The following is a 14,344-nucleotide window of genomic DNA, read 5'->3' on the forward strand; positions in this document are numbered from 1 at the left end:
TTCCGGCACGACCAGCCGCGCGGGAAGGCCGGCATGCATCACCGTCCGCGCCTCCGCCACTTCCGGCAGATCGGCATTCCAGCGCAGGTTGGTCAGCGCCGCCAGCGCCCGCCCGGATTGCGGATCGAGCAGCGTCGGATCGCCAAGCCCGGCATCCTCCGCCGCCAGGCGGTCCAGCACCGCGCGCATGCCGTCCGTGGGACCGCTCATTGCGCCTCCTCCGCGCCGGTCAGGTCAGGCCCGAAGTCGACGATCGTCGCGATATGGTGCGCCAGCAGCGCCTGAAGCCGCTCCACGTCGCGCGCCTCCAGCGCCGCCAGGATCGGCACATGCCGTTCCGCGGTTTCCTCCAGCGCGCGGTTCGGCTGCGAATTCAAGATCTTGTAGCGGTGGGCATGGATCAGGCAGCGGGTCAGGATCGGCGAGACCAGCGGCAGGTCCGCCGCCTCGAACAGCCGCGCATGGAAGGCCCGGTCCTGCACCGACAGCAGGTATTCGTCACCGTCACGCGCCGCGTTGCGCATCGCGTTGAGATGGCCGTGCAGGCCGGACATCAGCCTTGCATCGCTGCGCTCCACGACCCGGTCCAGATGGCGGCACTCGATCTCGCGGCGCAGCTGCAGGAGCGCGCGGGCATCCGCGGCATGGCAGGGCGCCACATGGGTGCCGCGGTTCGGCAGCCGCTTGACCAGCCCCTCCTCGTTGAGCTGCATCAGCGCCTCGCGCACCGTGCCCTGGCTGCAGCCGAAGCGCTGCGCGAGGTCCAGCTCGGTCAGCGCCAGGCCCGGCGCAAGGCTGCCCAGCACGATCTCGCGCTGCAGCGCCACGAAGACCGCATGGCTCCGGCGGCTCGACTGGCGCGGCACGAAATCGGCCAGCGGGGACGTGCTGAAGCTTTCCACGGCCATCTGCCGGATGATCCTCCCTGTGCCGCTAGATGCGGGCTTGTTTCGCGTTGTCATTATCGATAACGTGATCATTATCGATAATGCAAGCCCAAACTTCCGCGGGCAGCAGGGAGGAGACCCCATGGCCGATATCCGTCTGGACGGGATCGTGAAGGATTACGGCGCGCATCGCGCGATCCACGGCATCGACCTTTCGGTGCAGGATGGCGAATTCGTCGCCTTCGTCGGCCCCTCGGGCTGCGGCAAGTCGACGATGCTGCGGATGATCGCCGGGCTCGAGGCGATCTCGGGCGGGACGCTGAGGATCGGCGGCCGGGTCGTCAACGAGGTCGAGCCCAAGCACCGCGACGTGGCGATGGTGTTCCAAGATTACGCGCTCTACCCGCACATGACGGTGCGCGAAAATATTGGCTTCGGCCTGAAGATGCGCGGCCGGAAGCCCGCCGAGATTGCCCCGCGCGTCGACGAGGCCGCGGCAATCCTGCAGATCGGCGATTTCCTCGACCGCAAGCCCGGCCAGCTCTCGGGCGGCCAGCGCCAGCGGGTCGCCATGGGCAGGGCGATCGTACGCGAGCCCTCGGTCTTCCTCTTCGACGAGCCGCTGTCCAATCTCGACGCCAAGCTGCGGGTGGAGATGCGCACCCAGATCAAGCGGCTGCACGCGATGCTGGGCACGACCACCGTCTACGTCACCCATGACCAGACCGAGGCGATGACCCTCGCGGACCGCGTGGTGGTTCTGCGCGGCGGACGGCTGGTGCAGGAGGGCCCGCCGATGGAGCTCTACAACCGGCCGAACTGCCGCTTCGTCGGCGAGTTCATCGGCTCGCCGCAGATGAACATCTTCCCCGGCACGCTCGATCGCAGCGGCACCATCCCGCAGCTGCGCGTCGGCAACCTGGCGCTCGATCTCGGCGAGGTCGCCGCGCGGGACGGGGCGCGGCTCGATGTCGGCATCCGGCCCGAGCACCTGCTCCCCGCCGCGCCCGGCGCGGTGCGGATGAGCCCGGTGGTGGATGTCTGCGAGCCTCTCGGCTCCGACACGCTGGCAATCTGCCGGTTCGGCGGACAGGAACTGACCGCGCGGCTGGCCCCGGACGTAGCGCTGCAGCGCAACCAGGAGATCCCGCTGGGCTACGACACCGCCGACCTGCACTATTTCGACGGCGATACCGGCCAGAGGCTGGAGGCGGCCTGACCCCTGCTCCGGTCCGCCCGGCCAGCCACATGCGCGCGGCGGAAAGATACCGGCAACGGCCGCGATGACGGGCAACAGGGAGCGCCGGCTGTCCGGCGGCTCCCGCCGCGGCCGGGTCCTGACCGGCAGGCGGACGCTCGCCCTGCACGATGCGCCAGACCGCGTCCGAGGCGCGCGCCGCGCCCCATTCATAGGCGGCGATCTGGTGCACGTCGACGACGGCGCGCAGGCCGGTCTCGGGGTCCATCAGGATCGGGGTCGCTTCGGTCACGGCGCCGTCCGGCCCGGCGATCGCGCGCAGCGTGTCGACCNCCGTCGCATTCCGCCTCGGAGAGGTATTTCCAGCCGACGAGGCCGAAGCTGTCCCCGGCCTTCAGGCCGATGCCGCGCAGCACGGCGGCGAGCGAGGGGGCGTCGTCGCGGGCCTGGCCAAGCAGGCTCAGGCTCTGGCACAGCACCCGCTCGGCGCCGGGCAGCGGCGAGAGCGGCGCGTAGTCGATGCTTTCGTTGCCGCAGACCAGCACGCGGCGGCCCTTCGGTCCGAGCACCAGCAGCGCCTCTTCGAAGCGCGGCTCGAAGCCCGTCAGGAAGGCGATGTTCGCCAGATGCTCGCGGTCGGCATAGACCACGGTCCAGTCGGCGCCGGCGCGCTCGAACAGCGTGTCGCAGCGCCCGGCATAAACCTCGGCGGGGATCGCCGGGCAGAGGGTCGGCGTGCCGAATTCGGGGACGGTGAGTTCCTTGAGGACGATGGTCATGCGGTGGCCTTTTCGGCGGGGGTGGTGGCGATGTCGGCGGGGGAGACGTCCCACTCCATGCCGCGGTCGAGCGGATAGGCGGGGCGGTTCAGCTGCGTGTAGTCGAGCCGGGTGACGTCCAGATTGGACGCGCCGTCGGACAGGAGCAGGATGAAGCGCGCGGCGATGTCCTCGAGCTGCGGGTGCAGGTAGCCCAGCTTGACGACATAGACGGCGTGCTCCGTCGGGTGGATGCCCATCATCTCGTAATGGGCGGGGGTGGTGATGCCGATCGAGGCGTCATGGAAGGTCGCCAGCACATGGCCGATGCGGACCCGCGCCCAGGCGCCGCCGCGGCGCAGGTAGGGCTGGAAGCCCGAAGGCTTCAGCTCGCGCCCGCCGGCCTCGACCGTGGCGGTGACCTTGCGGGTCCTGCCGTCGGCGGGCTGGTGCTCGGCGCCCAGCTCGATCTCGACGGTCGCGCCGATTCCGGCCGCGAGGCAGGCCTCGACCGTTTCGGGCGCGGTGATGCCCGCGACGACCACGTCCTTGAGGCCGGGGCGGTCGAGGATCGCCTGCAGCACCCCGGTCGAATAGCCCGCGGCGCCGGCGGTGGTGTTGTCGCCGGAATCCGAGAGGAACAGCGGCGCCTCGGTCACGGTGGCGGCCAGGTCGAGCCCTTCGGCCACCTCGGCATGCTCCATGCTCAGCGTGAAGTTCCCGCGCTCGGACCAGACGCGGCGGGCGAGCTTCGTGGCCATCTCCAGCGCCTGTTCGGGCGACTGCCAGGACTGGCCGATGCAGCTTGCCGAGATCCAGGGCTTGTCGTTCCAGGCGAAGCCGACCAGCAGGTTGGCCTCGGCCATGCCCTCGACCGCGTCGTATTCGGGCAGCGAGCCGTAGATCTCGCGCGCGGGGCTGGCGGTGGTCACGCAGAATTCGCCGGGCAGAAGCATCGGCACCGAGACGCGGGCGATGTGCTGCTTCGTGCCGGTGCGCAGGATGTGCAGCAGCTGGTCGGCGGCGCGGTAGCCGGTGGATTGGTCGTCGCGGTGCGGCGCGGTGCGCAGCACCGAGAGCGCGCTGATCCGGTCGATCATGCCCTGGGTCACCTGGCCGTGCAGGTCGAGGCTGAGCGCGATCGGCACGTCCTTGCCGACGGCTGCGGCCACGTGGTCGAGGAAGTCGGTGTCGGGATTGGCGTCCATGCCGCGGACTTCCATCGCGCCGTGGTTGACCACGACCACGCCGTCGAGCGGACCGGCGGCCTTCAGCCCGGCCACCGCCTCGTCGCGGATCTGCTCGTAGATTTCGCGGGTGAAGCCGCCGCCCGGAAGCGCGGTGCCCCAGAGGATCGGCACCAGCTCGACATCGGTTTCCTCGGCGAAGCGCTCCTCGATGCCGCGGATCATCCACAGGCCCAGGCCGATCATCTCTTCGCCGCGCTGGACCTCCATCGTGGTGGTCGGCACGGTCGAGCGCAGCAGCGCCTCGTAGGAGATGCCGGTGACTGCAATGCGCATTGTCTTAACCTTTCAATTCTGGCGCCCCGCCCCGCGGGCCGGGCGCATCGTCTTGTCTTTACTTGGAGCTGCCGCCGAGCAGGCCGCGGACGAAGGCCTTCTGGAACATCAGGAAGGCGACGAGCATCGGCAGGACGGTCAGCACCGCGGAGGCCATCAGCGGCCCGTGCTGGACCTGGATCGCGCCGACGAAGCCGTTGAGCTTGGCGGTGACGGGCATGGCGGCGTCGCTGCTGGTCAGCGTCATCGCGAAGAGGAGGTCGTTCCAGACGGACCGGCTCTGCACGATCGACAGCGCCGCGATGCCGGTGATGCTGGCGGGCATCAGGATCTTGAAGAAATACGCGGCAGGTCCGCAGCCATCGACCTGCGCGGCCTCGTACATCGAGCGCGGCACGGAGGCGAAATAGTTGCGCATGAAGAAAGTGCAGATCGGCACGCCATAGGCGACATGCACCAGCCAGAGCCCGTAGATCGTGTCGTAGAGCCCGAGCGTCCGGATCACGAAGAAGGCCGGGATCTGCACGATCTGGAACGGCACGAACATGCCCGAGAGCAGCAGGAAGTAGATCCAGCGGCTCTTCTTCGGGTCCATCATCGACAGCGGATAGGCCGCCATCGAGCCGATCAGCACCGACAGCGCCACCGAGGGGATGGTGATCAGCAGGCTGTTGATCACCGAGGGACCGACCTCGCGGATCGCGATGCGGTAGTTTTCGAGGGTCGGCGTCTGCGGCAGCGACAGGATGTCGGTCAGCTCGGAGGGCACCTTGAAGCTGGTGTTGAGCGTGACCAGCAGCGGCACGAAGAAGACCAGGCAGGCCAGCGCGGCGATGCCGTAGCGCAGCACCCGGGCGGGAGAGATGGGATGGGCCGTCATTCGGGCGCCTCCTCGATGCGGCGGGTGATGTAGATGATGTAGGGAAGGATCAGGATGGCCGCGAGGATCAGCTGGACGATGCCGATGGCGCTGGCCTTGCCCATCTGGAAGGTCGCGAAGGCCACGTCGTAGAGTTGCGTCGCCAGCACTTCGGAGGCGCGCGACGGTCCGCCGCCGGTGGTCGACCAGACGATGTCGAAGAGCCGCATCGCCTCGATGCCGAAGAGGCCGAGGACCAGGACCGTGGACGGCCACAGATGGGGCAGGGTGATCTTCCAGAAAATCGTCCAGGCATTGGCGCCGTCGACGCGGGCGGCCTCGAACAGCTCCTGCGGGATCGAGCGCAGGCCGGAGAAGAACACGAGGAAGGAGAAGCCCGCGGTGCTCCAGAGCGCGGCCATCATCACCGAATAGGTGGCGATGTCGCGGTCGCCGAGCCAGTTCTGGGTGGCGCCGGGCAGGCCCATGTCGGTGAGCAGCGTGTTGAAGAGCCCGCCATCGGGCAGGTAGAGCCAGCGCCAGACGGCCGCCACGGCGACGGGGGCGATGATGTAGGGCAGGAAGATGAAGGTCTTGATCGCGCCTTCGCCCTTCAGCTTGCCGTCGACCAGCAGCGCCAGCAGGAGCCCGGTGACGCTCGGCACGACGAGGTAGAAGACCAGCCAGCGCAGGTTGTTGGCAACGGCATGCCAGAAGCGCGATTCGCCCATCAGGCGTTCGTAGTTGCCCAGGCCGATGAACTGCATGGTCGGCGAGATGCCGTCCCAGCGGTGCAGCGACACGAAGCCGGTATAGCCCACGGCATAGACATAGGCGGCGAGGAAGAACGCGATCGGCAGGGCGAGGAACGCGGCGAAGACCAGGGTCTTCTGCAATTTGTGGGTGCTGCGAGCGTGCATGGGCATGTCCCGGCGGCTCCTTCTTGGGGGTCAGGACGGATGCGGGCGGGGGCGCCGCCCGCATCCTCGACGGTCGGCGGGCTTACCAGCGCACGAATTCGCCGGTCTCGAGCATCTCCTGGCGCATGTCCTCGAGGGTCTCGAGGATGCCGTCCAGGTCGTCGGCATCGGGCGCTTCGGCATAGGCGGCGATCAGCGTGCCGAACTCGTCGCCGAGACGCACCGGCAGCAGGTTCTTCAGGTTCGGGATGACCGCGGCGGCCGAGCCGATCTCTTCCGCGGCAGCCTTGCCATAGGCGGAGTAGCCGTCGGTGGCGGCCAGCGGGTTCGGCGCGACCGAGACCTTCACGTTGTTGAAGGCGGCCTGGCCCTCGGGCGAGAGCGACGCGCGCAGGAAGTCGGCGCCTGCTTCGGCGGCGGCCTCTTCGATGCCGCTGGTCATGGCCATGACGTCCATCTGCATGACGACGCTGCCATCCATGCCCGGCGCCGGGAAGAAGCCGTACTGGTCGCCGTAGTCCCAGCCTGCATCGGCCAGATAGGCCGACAGCCAGTCGCCGACCTGGTACATGGCCACGTCGCCATTGGCGAAGACGCCGCCGGTGTCGGACCAGGTGTAGCCGGTCCAGTCATCCATGAAATGCTCGGCATAGGTCTCGGACCATTCGGTCAGCGCGGCCTTCACGGCCGGGTCGGTGAAGGCCATCTCGCCCGAGCCGAGCGCGTAGTAGCCGTCTTCGCCGAGGCCGCCATAGAGGAAGCTGTAGGTGGTGTACATCGTCCAGCCCGGGCCGCCGGCATTGCCCATCGCCTGGTAGCCGGCCTCTTCGATGGCGGCGGCGACGGCCTGGAATTCCTCGGCATTTGCCGGGGCTTCGAGGCCCAGCTCGTCGAAGATCGCGCGGTTGTAGAAGACGTTCGACACGACATGCATGTTCAGCGGCACGCCGTAGAGCTGGCCGTCCACCGACACCACGCGGCGCACGCCGTCGGGCAGCTCGGCGGCGCCTTCGACGCCTTCGACATAGGCGTCGATCGGGGCGATGCGGCCGGCATCCACGAAGCTCTTGAGTTCCTGCGCCATGCCCGACTGGTAGACGGCGGGCGGCTGGCCGCCGAGGAAGGCGGTCTGCAGCGCGCGGCGCATCTCGGCGGTGTTGCCGGTGATGACGCGGGTGGCCAGCGGCGTGTCGGGATACTGCTCTGCGGTGACGCCCATCAGCGCGGTCAGGGCGTCGGCCTCGGCGCCGCTGGCCCAGTAGGTCCAGATTTCCGCGTCCTGCGCCTGGGCCGCACCTGCGAGTCCGAGGGCCGTGGAGGCGGCGAGGATACTTTTTGCGAGGGGCTTCATAAATATTCTCCTGTTGGGGCCGCAAGTGCTGCGGACAAGGCCTCTGGAACCTTCCCCCGTCCGGATTCGCAATATTTATGATTGGAGTCGGAATAAAATATGGGCCTCAAACAAAAAAGGGCGCGTAAATAATCAGAAATGGAATAATAATGGTTAAAAAATAGTCATATAAATCATATTAATGTGGGGTGTCGGAAAAATAACAGGGCGGATCTGGTGCCGGCGGGAAGTTTCCGTATGACTTTTGACGACCCGCATCAAAAAGGCCGTCCCCGTGCACCCGTCCTATGTCAGGAAGTACAACGCATCCCGCATCTTCCATGCGCTCCGGTCCAATCCGGGGGCGACGAAGCGCGAGCTGAGCGAGCTGAGCGGCTGCGACAAGTCCACGACCTCCCTTATCCTGCGCAGCTTCGAGGAGATAGGCCTTGCCGTCACCGAAGCGGCGCAGAGCGGCGCGCGGCGCGGGCGGCCCTCGGTGGCCTACCGGCTGTCCACGGTCAACGGGCTGCTGATCGGCGTGCATCTCGAATTCGAGCAGATGGTGATCGTCGCGGCCGGAATCGACGGCCAGCCGATCGGCAAGTTCGAGCAGCCGCTGCCTGCGGAGCCCGCCGCGCTCGGCAAGGACCTGCGCCGCGGCATCCAGGCGCTCTGCACCGATCTGGGCCGCGACCTGGCCGAGATCCGCGCCATCGGCTTCACCCTGCCGGGCCTCGTCGGCGCGGCCGGCGGGCTGGCGCAGTCGCCCAATCTGGACTGGAACGAGATCGACGTGGCGGCGATGCTGCGCGAGGAAATCGGCGCGCCGGTCCATGTCGACAACGACACCAACGCCTCGGCGCTGGCCGAGTACCTGTTCGGCGCCTGCGGCGACATCAGCGATTTCGTCGTGATCGACGGCGGGCTCGGGCTCGGCGGCGGGCTGTTCATCGACGGCCGCCCGTATCGCGGCGCGTCCGGCTTCGGCGGCGAGCTCGGCCATATCAAGGTGGTGCCCGACGGCAAGATCTGCGGCTGCGGCGCGCAGGGCTGCCTGTCGGCCTATCTGGCCGCCCCGCCGCTGCTGGCGGCCGCGCAGCGCCATATCCGCATCCGCACCATCGACGAGCTGGTGCGCGCCGCCGCCGACGGCAACGAGCCGATCCTCGAGCTGCTCGACGACTCGGGGCGCTATCTCGGCCGGGCGCTCGCCGACATCGTCAACATCTTCAACCCGTCTGCCATCGTGCTGGGCGGGATCGTGGGCCGCATCTGGCCCTATGCCGAACGAACCGCCCGCCGCGAGCTGGGAAAACTCGCCATGCGCGCCTCGCTGAACGACGCGGAGATCCTCCTGTCCCAGCTCGGCGCGGACGGAATTCCGGTCAGCAGCATCGCGCTGGCCCTGGACGGGTTCACCTCCCTCGACACCCAGGAAACCAGCCCCTGGTAATCCCCCAAACGCACGGACACACGGACACGCCCCATGGCCACACTCTCCCTGAAAGCGGTCAACAAGACCTATGAAAGCTACCACGCGGTGCGCGGGATCGACCTGGAGATCCCCGACAAGGCCTTCGTCGTCTTCGTCGGCCCCTCGGGCTGCGGCAAGTCGACGACGCTCAGGATGATTGCCGGGCTCGAGGACATCTCCAGCGGCACGGTCGAGATCGGGGACAAGGCCGTCAACCATCTCAGCCCCGCCGACCGCGACATCGCGATGGTGTTCCAGAACTACGCGCTCTATCCGCATATGAGCGTGCGCAAGAACATCGCCTTCGGCCTGCAGCAGCGCAAGGTGCCGAAGGCCGAGGTCGACCGCCAGGTCGAGGAAGTCTCGCGCCTGCTGGAACTCGACGCGCTGCTGGAGCGCAAGCCGCGCGAGCTGTCGGGCGGCCAGCGCCAGCGCGTCGCCATGGGCCGGGCCATGGTGCCTGACCTGATCTCCCGGGACCGGCGCAAAGGCGCGGCACCCGCTGGGAGCTGTCCTGCGATCGACCGGCGCCCTGTGCCGGTCCGGGATGCGGCAGCAAGCGCGGCCGAGGACGCTCTCGAGACAGGGGAACTGCCCATCACCGGCCCGGCGGAGGACATCCGCCCGCCGGGCGTCGCAGCCCGGCGCTGGCGAGAACACGATCGGCCTGCGGCTCGCGGATGTCATGGTGCTGGGCTCGAAAACCGTGCTGCACGGCGCCGTCCATGGCGAGGACCGGGTGATCTGCGAACTCCCCGGCATCCGCACCGGGTTCCGCCGCGGCGAGGCGATAGAGCTCGGCTGGCCGGTCGCCGACACGCTGATCCACGAGACGGCGGCATGACCGGGCGCCTCGACCGGATCGGGCTGCTCGCGGTCCCGGCGCTCGGCGTCCTCGCGGCGGTCTACGCGCTGCCGCTGGCGATGCTGCTGGCGAAATCGGTGCAGACCGCCGACGGCTTCAGCCTCGCCGAATACCGCGCCTTCTTCGCCGACGAGTACAATATCCGCGTTCTCGCCCGCACGCTGCGCGTCGCCGCGCTGACGACGCTCCTGGCCTTCGTCATCGCCTATCCGGCCGCCTTCGCCATGTCGCGCGCCAAGGGCATCTGGCTGACCGTCTTCCTCGTCGCGCTGGTGCTGCCGATGTCGCTGGGCGTGGTGGTCAAGGCCTTCGCTTGGTCGATCCTGTTCCGTGCCAACGGCGTTCTGAACTCCATCCTGATGGGCATCGGCCTGACAGAGCGTCCGGTGCGGATGCTCTTCACCGAGACCGCGCTGATCGTCGGCGCCGCCAATGTCTTCCTGCCCTTCATGGTGCTGCCGATCTATTCGGTGGTCCGCCAGCTCGATGCCCGGCTGCCCGAGGCCGCGGCCAGCCTCGGCGCGACGCCCTGGTTCCGCTTCACCCGCGTGACCCTGCCGCTGACCCTGCCGGGCGTGGTCGCCGGATCGGCCTTCGTCTTCTCGATGTCGGTCTCGATGTACGTGATCCCCTCGCTGATCGTCGGCGAGCGGCAGCAGAACCTGCCCATGCTGATCGCGCGCTCCTTCCTCTATCTCAGGAACGAGGCGCTCGGCTCCACCATCGCCGCCATCCTGCTGGCCATCGCCATTGCCGTGGTGCTGCTCTCGGGCTGGGCGGCCTCGCGCCTCGGAGCCCGCCGATGACCCGCGCCGACCGCTTCGCCCTCGGGCTCGCCTGGACCATGGGCTTCGCCTGCATCGCCTTCCTGATGCTGCCGATCGTGATCACCGTCGTGGTCAGCTTCACCGACTCGCCGGTCTACACGCTGCCGCCGCCCGGCTGGTCGCTGAAATGGTACGCCGAGGCCGCCACCCGCCAGGGGCTCTGGGATGCCGTCCTGTTGTCGCTGAATCTTGCGGCCGTCTCGACCGCGGCCTCGCTGGTTCTCGGCACGCTCGCCGCCATCGCGGTGGCGCGCGGCCAGTTCCCCGGCCGCGAGGCGATCGCCACGTTCGCGGTCTCGCCCCTGATGATGCCCGGCCTCGTCGTCGGCGTCGCGCTCCTGCAGTTCTTCCGCGAGATGGGGCTGCGCGATGCGTACTGGTCGCTTCTGCTCGGCCATGTGGTGATCACCCTGCCCTTCGTGATGCGCACGCTGCTGGCGGCGATGAACGCCTTCGATTTCTCGCTGATCGACGCGGCGCGGACCCTGGGGCTGAGCTATCCGAAATCCATCCTCAAGGTGATGATCCCGAACCTCGCCCCGGCCTATCTGACCGGGGGGCTCTTCGCCTTCCTCGCCTCGATGGACAACTACCCGATCTCCATCTTCCTGACCGACGCGCGCAACAAGACGCTGCCGATCAAGATGCTGCAATATCTCGAGGAACAGCCCGACCCATCGCTCGCCGCGATGTCCTCGGGGCTGATCCTCCTGGCCATTCTGGTGCTCGCCTTCGGCGCCCGCACCGTCGGCCTCAACCGCATGATCCAAGGATGACGACCATGACCGACCGGCGCGATTTCAAGGGATATTTCGGGCAGGAGCCCGCCCCCTGCTGGCCCGGAGGCGCGAAGCTCGCCCTGTCCTTCGTGGTCAATGTCGAGGAGGGCGCGGAGCTGTCGATCGGCGACGGCGATCCGAGGAACGAGGACACCTACGAGATCCGCGAAGAGGTGACCGGCGCCCCCGATCTCTGCATGGAGAGCCATTTCGCCTATGGCACGCGCCAGGGCTATGCCCGCATCGCCCGCCTCTTCGACCGCTACGGGGTCAAGGCGACCTTCTCCGCCTGCGGCCGCGTGGCGGAGCGCGCGCCCTGGCTCCTGAAGGATGCCGCCGGACGCGGCCACGAGGTCTCCTGCCATGGCTGGCTGTGGCAGCGGCATGCGGGCATGGAGCTCAAGGCCGAGGAAACCGCCATCGCCCACACCCATGGCGCGATCACCGATGCGACCGGCATTCCCCCGGTCGGCTGGCACACCCGCTCCTCGCCCTCGGCCAATACCCGCGGATTGCTCAGGGCGCGCGGCGATTTCCTCTATGACAGCGATGCCTATGACGACGACATCCCGCGGATGGAGGGCGACCACGTGATCCTGCCCTATGCCTTCGACACCAACGACATGCGGTTTTCCCCCGGCGGCGGCTTCGTGCAGGCGCGCGACTTCTCGGACTACGTGACCGGCGCCTTCGAGCGGCTGCATGCCGAAGGCGCAGCGGCCGCGCGGATGATGTCCGTGGGCCTGCATCTGCGGATCATCGGCCGTCCCGGCCGGATCGCCGGGCTCGAGACGGTTCTGCAGCACGTGACAGCCCGCGGCGATGTCTGGATCGCGCCGCGCCGCGACATCGCCCGCCACTGGGCGGACACCCATGGGGGCGCCGCATGACGCCCGCAGAAGAAGACAGGAAGGACCGGCCGATGCGCCTTCTGCTCGTGAACCCCAACATGACCGCCGCTATGACCGACTGCATGGCCGGGATCGCCCGCGGCATCGCCGGCAGCCGCGCCGAGATCGTGCCGCTGACCGCCGCGCGCGGCTTCCCCTATATCGCCTCGCGCGCCGAGGCGCAGATCGGCGGCGCCATCGCGCTGGAGATGATCGCGGACAATCTCGAGGGCATCGACGCGGTGATCATCGCCGCCTTCGGCGATCCGGGACTGGCCGGCGCGCGCGAACTCTTCGACCTTCCCGTGGTGGGCATGGCCGAGGCCGCCGCGATGTCGGCGGCGATGATGGGCGACCGCTTCTCGGTCGTCACCTTCTCGCCCTTGATGACGCGCTGGTACGACGACTGCATCCGCGCCACCGGCCTGGGCGGCCGCTTCACCGGCGTCCGCACGCCGGAAGCGCGGGAGGTCGACGTCGCCAATGTCCGCACCGGACTGCGCGCTGAGCTGATCCGCCTGGCCAACCGCGCCGCCGAAGAGGACGGGGCGGACGTGGTGATCCTGGGCGGCGCGCCGCTGCGCGTCGCCGGTCGCGGCGGCGGCGCTTTCCTCGATCAGCCCGGCGCCCATCAGCTCGGCGGTGATCGCCGTCACCGTCGCCTGGCTGAGCCCGGTGCGGCGCGCGAGATCGACCCGGGCGATGGTTCCGGCACGCCGGATCTCGCCCAGGATGGCATGCCGCCCCTGGCTGCGCTGGTCGCGGATCATCGGCCTTCCTCCCCTTTGCCAAGATGGCGGGATTCCGCGGCGGGAGCCAGAATTTATTTTGCCTGCCGAATTTAACTCTGCTAGCGATAGTCATGGCGTTCAACCGGAGGGGAGTCCGGGCGGCGCCGCAACGGGAGGAAATCATGAACACCATCAGGATCACCGCTCTGGCGGTGCTTGCTGCGACTGTCTCGTCGGCAGCGCTGGCGCAGGACATCACCGTGGGCGTGAGCTGGTCGAATTTCCAGGAGGAGCGCTGGAAGACCGACGAGGCGGCGATCAAGGGCGCTCTGGATGCGGCGGGCGCGGCCTATGTCTCGGCGGATGCGCAGTCGTCCTCGGCCAAGCAGCTCAGCGATGTCGAGAGCCTGATCGCCCAGGGCGTCGATGCGCTGATCATCCTGGCGCAGGACAGCCAGGCGATCGGACCGGCGGTGCAGGCGGCGACGGACGAGGGCATCCCGGTCGTGGGCTATGACCGCCTGATCGACGATCCGCGCGCCTTCTACCTGACCTTCGACAATGTCGAAGTCGGCCGGATGCAGGCCCGCGCGGTGCTGGAGAAGGTGCCCGAGGGCAATTACGTGATGATCAAGGGCTCGCCCACCGATCCGAACGCGGATTTCCTGCGCGGCGGCCAGCAGGAGGTCCTGCAGGAGGCGATCGACGCGGGCAAGATCACCATTGTCGGCGAGGCCTATACCGACGGCTGGCTGCCCGCGAACGCGCAGCGCAACATGGAACAGATCCTGACCGCCAGCGACAACAAGGTCGACGCGGTGGTGGCCTCGAATGACGGCACGGCGGGCGGCGCGGTGGCGGCGCTGACCGCGCAGGGCATGGACGGCATTCCGGTCTCGGGGCAGGACGGCGACCATGCCGCGCTGAACCGCATCGCGCTCGGCACCCAGACGGTGAGCGTCTGGAAGGATGCGCGCGATCTGGGCCGCGAAGCCGCGGAGATCGCCGTCGCCATGGCCGGGGGCACCGCGATGGCCGATATCGAGGGCGCCGAGATGTGGAGCTCGCCTTCGGGCCAGGAGCTGACCGCGAAATTCCTCAAGCCGGTGCCGGTCACCGTCGGCAACCTTACCGCGGTCGTCGATGCGGGCTGGATCAGCCAGGAGGCGCTCTGCCAGGGCGTCACGGCCGGGCCCGCGCCCTGCAACTGACCGGGCCGGGCGGGACAGGGGAGGGTCCCGCCTGAAGCCCCTGCCGGGCGGTGCGCCGCCCGGCCGCATTCCAGAGCTGCCGGAACGGG

11 protein-coding genes and 3 pseudogenes are annotated in these 14,344 nt (G+C 68.5%); 8 read left to right on the top strand and 6 right to left on the bottom strand.

The window, feature by feature from the left end:
• Positions 1 to 206: 206 nt before the first annotated feature.
• Positions 207 to 908: a GntR family transcriptional regulator gene (locus C7T91_RS04740; RefSeq protein ID WP_108258189.1), complete on the bottom strand. Its 702-nt coding sequence runs from the start codon at positions 906 to 908 to the stop codon at positions 207 to 209.
• A 121-nt stretch (positions 909 to 1,029) separates the two neighbouring features.
• On the opposite strand from C7T91_RS04740, the gene C7T91_RS04745 reads away from it, so the two are divergent.
• On the top strand, positions 1,030 to 2,106 hold the full coding sequence (locus C7T91_RS04745; protein ID WP_108258190.1) for an ABC transporter ATP-binding protein: 1,077 nt from the start codon (positions 1,030 to 1,032) through the stop codon (positions 2,104 to 2,106).
• A 754-nt stretch (positions 2,107 to 2,860) separates the two neighbouring features.
• Here the strand turns inward: C7T91_RS04745 and C7T91_RS04755 are convergent.
• The 4 genes from C7T91_RS04755 to C7T91_RS04770 form a co-directional block, all read right to left on the bottom strand.
• Positions 2,861 to 4,366, bottom strand: a complete 1,506-nt coding sequence (locus C7T91_RS04755) for a M81 family metallopeptidase (protein WP_108258192.1) — start codon at positions 4,364 to 4,366, stop codon at positions 2,861 to 2,863.
• A gap of 58 nt (positions 4,367 to 4,424) precedes the next feature.
• Positions 4,425 to 5,246 (bottom strand): carbohydrate ABC transporter permease, encoded by an 822-nt coding sequence (locus C7T91_RS04760; protein ID WP_108258193.1) that lies wholly within the window; start codon positions 5,244 to 5,246, stop codon positions 4,425 to 4,427.
• Positions 5,243 to 6,121: a carbohydrate ABC transporter permease gene (locus C7T91_RS04765; protein WP_236637987.1), complete on the bottom strand. Its 879-nt coding sequence runs from the start codon at positions 6,119 to 6,121 to the stop codon at positions 5,243 to 5,245. The genes C7T91_RS04760 and C7T91_RS04765 overlap by 4 nt, the downstream gene beginning before the upstream one ends.
• A 106-nt stretch (positions 6,122 to 6,227) precedes the next feature.
• Positions 6,228 to 7,496 (bottom strand): ABC transporter substrate-binding protein, encoded by a 1,269-nt coding sequence (locus tag C7T91_RS04770; RefSeq protein WP_108258195.1) that lies wholly within the window; start codon positions 7,494 to 7,496, stop codon positions 6,228 to 6,230.
• A 274-nt stretch (positions 7,497 to 7,770) separates the two neighbouring features.
• Between C7T91_RS04770 and C7T91_RS04775 the strand changes: the two genes are divergently transcribed.
• From C7T91_RS04775 to C7T91_RS34735, 6 genes and pseudogenes are all read left to right on the top strand, one after another.
• A complete protein-coding gene (locus C7T91_RS04775; protein WP_145962775.1) occupies positions 7,771 to 8,931 on the top strand; it encodes an ROK family transcriptional regulator in 1,161 nt (386 codons plus the stop codon).
• Positions 8,932 to 8,964: 33 nt separating this feature from the next.
• Positions 8,965 to 9,411: pseudogene (locus C7T91_RS04780) on the top strand (ABC transporter ATP-binding protein); the annotation flags it as partial.
• Positions 9,406 to 10,623, top strand: a complete 1,218-nt coding sequence (locus tag C7T91_RS40315; protein WP_456237832.1) for an ABC transporter permease — start codon at positions 9,406 to 9,408, stop codon at positions 10,621 to 10,623. The pseudogene C7T91_RS04780 and the gene C7T91_RS40315, both read left to right, overlap by 6 nt.
• Positions 10,620 to 11,420, top strand: coding sequence for an ABC transporter permease (locus C7T91_RS04795; protein ID WP_108258197.1), 801 nt, complete (start codon positions 10,620 to 10,622; stop codon positions 11,418 to 11,420). The genes C7T91_RS40315 and C7T91_RS04795 overlap by 4 nt, the downstream gene beginning before the upstream one ends.
• A gap of 5 nt (positions 11,421 to 11,425) precedes the next feature.
• Positions 11,426 to 12,313, top strand: coding sequence for a polysaccharide deacetylase family protein (locus tag C7T91_RS04800; protein ID WP_108258510.1), 888 nt, complete (start codon positions 11,426 to 11,428; stop codon positions 12,311 to 12,313).
• An 83-nt stretch (positions 12,314 to 12,396) separates the two neighbouring features.
• Positions 12,397 to 12,837: pseudogene (locus C7T91_RS34735) on the top strand (aspartate/glutamate racemase family protein); the annotation flags it as partial.
• Between the two features lie 147 nt (positions 12,838 to 12,984).
• Here C7T91_RS34735 and C7T91_RS04805 read toward each other — a convergent pair.
• A pseudogene (locus C7T91_RS04805) lies at positions 12,985 to 13,083 on the bottom strand (hypothetical protein); the annotation flags it as partial.
• A 143-nt stretch (positions 13,084 to 13,226) separates the two neighbouring features.
• On the opposite strand from C7T91_RS04805, the gene xylF reads away from it, so the two are divergent.
• Positions 13,227 to 14,255 (top strand): D-xylose ABC transporter substrate-binding protein, encoded by a 1,029-nt coding sequence (gene xylF, locus C7T91_RS04810; protein WP_108258198.1) that lies wholly within the window; start codon positions 13,227 to 13,229, stop codon positions 14,253 to 14,255.
• The last annotated feature ends 89 nt before the right edge of the window (positions 14,256 to 14,344 follow it).

The organism is Mangrovicoccus ximenensis (assembly GCF_003056725.1).
Taxonomy (GTDB): domain Bacteria; phylum Pseudomonadota; class Alphaproteobacteria; order Rhodobacterales; family Rhodobacteraceae; genus Mangrovicoccus; species Mangrovicoccus ximenensis.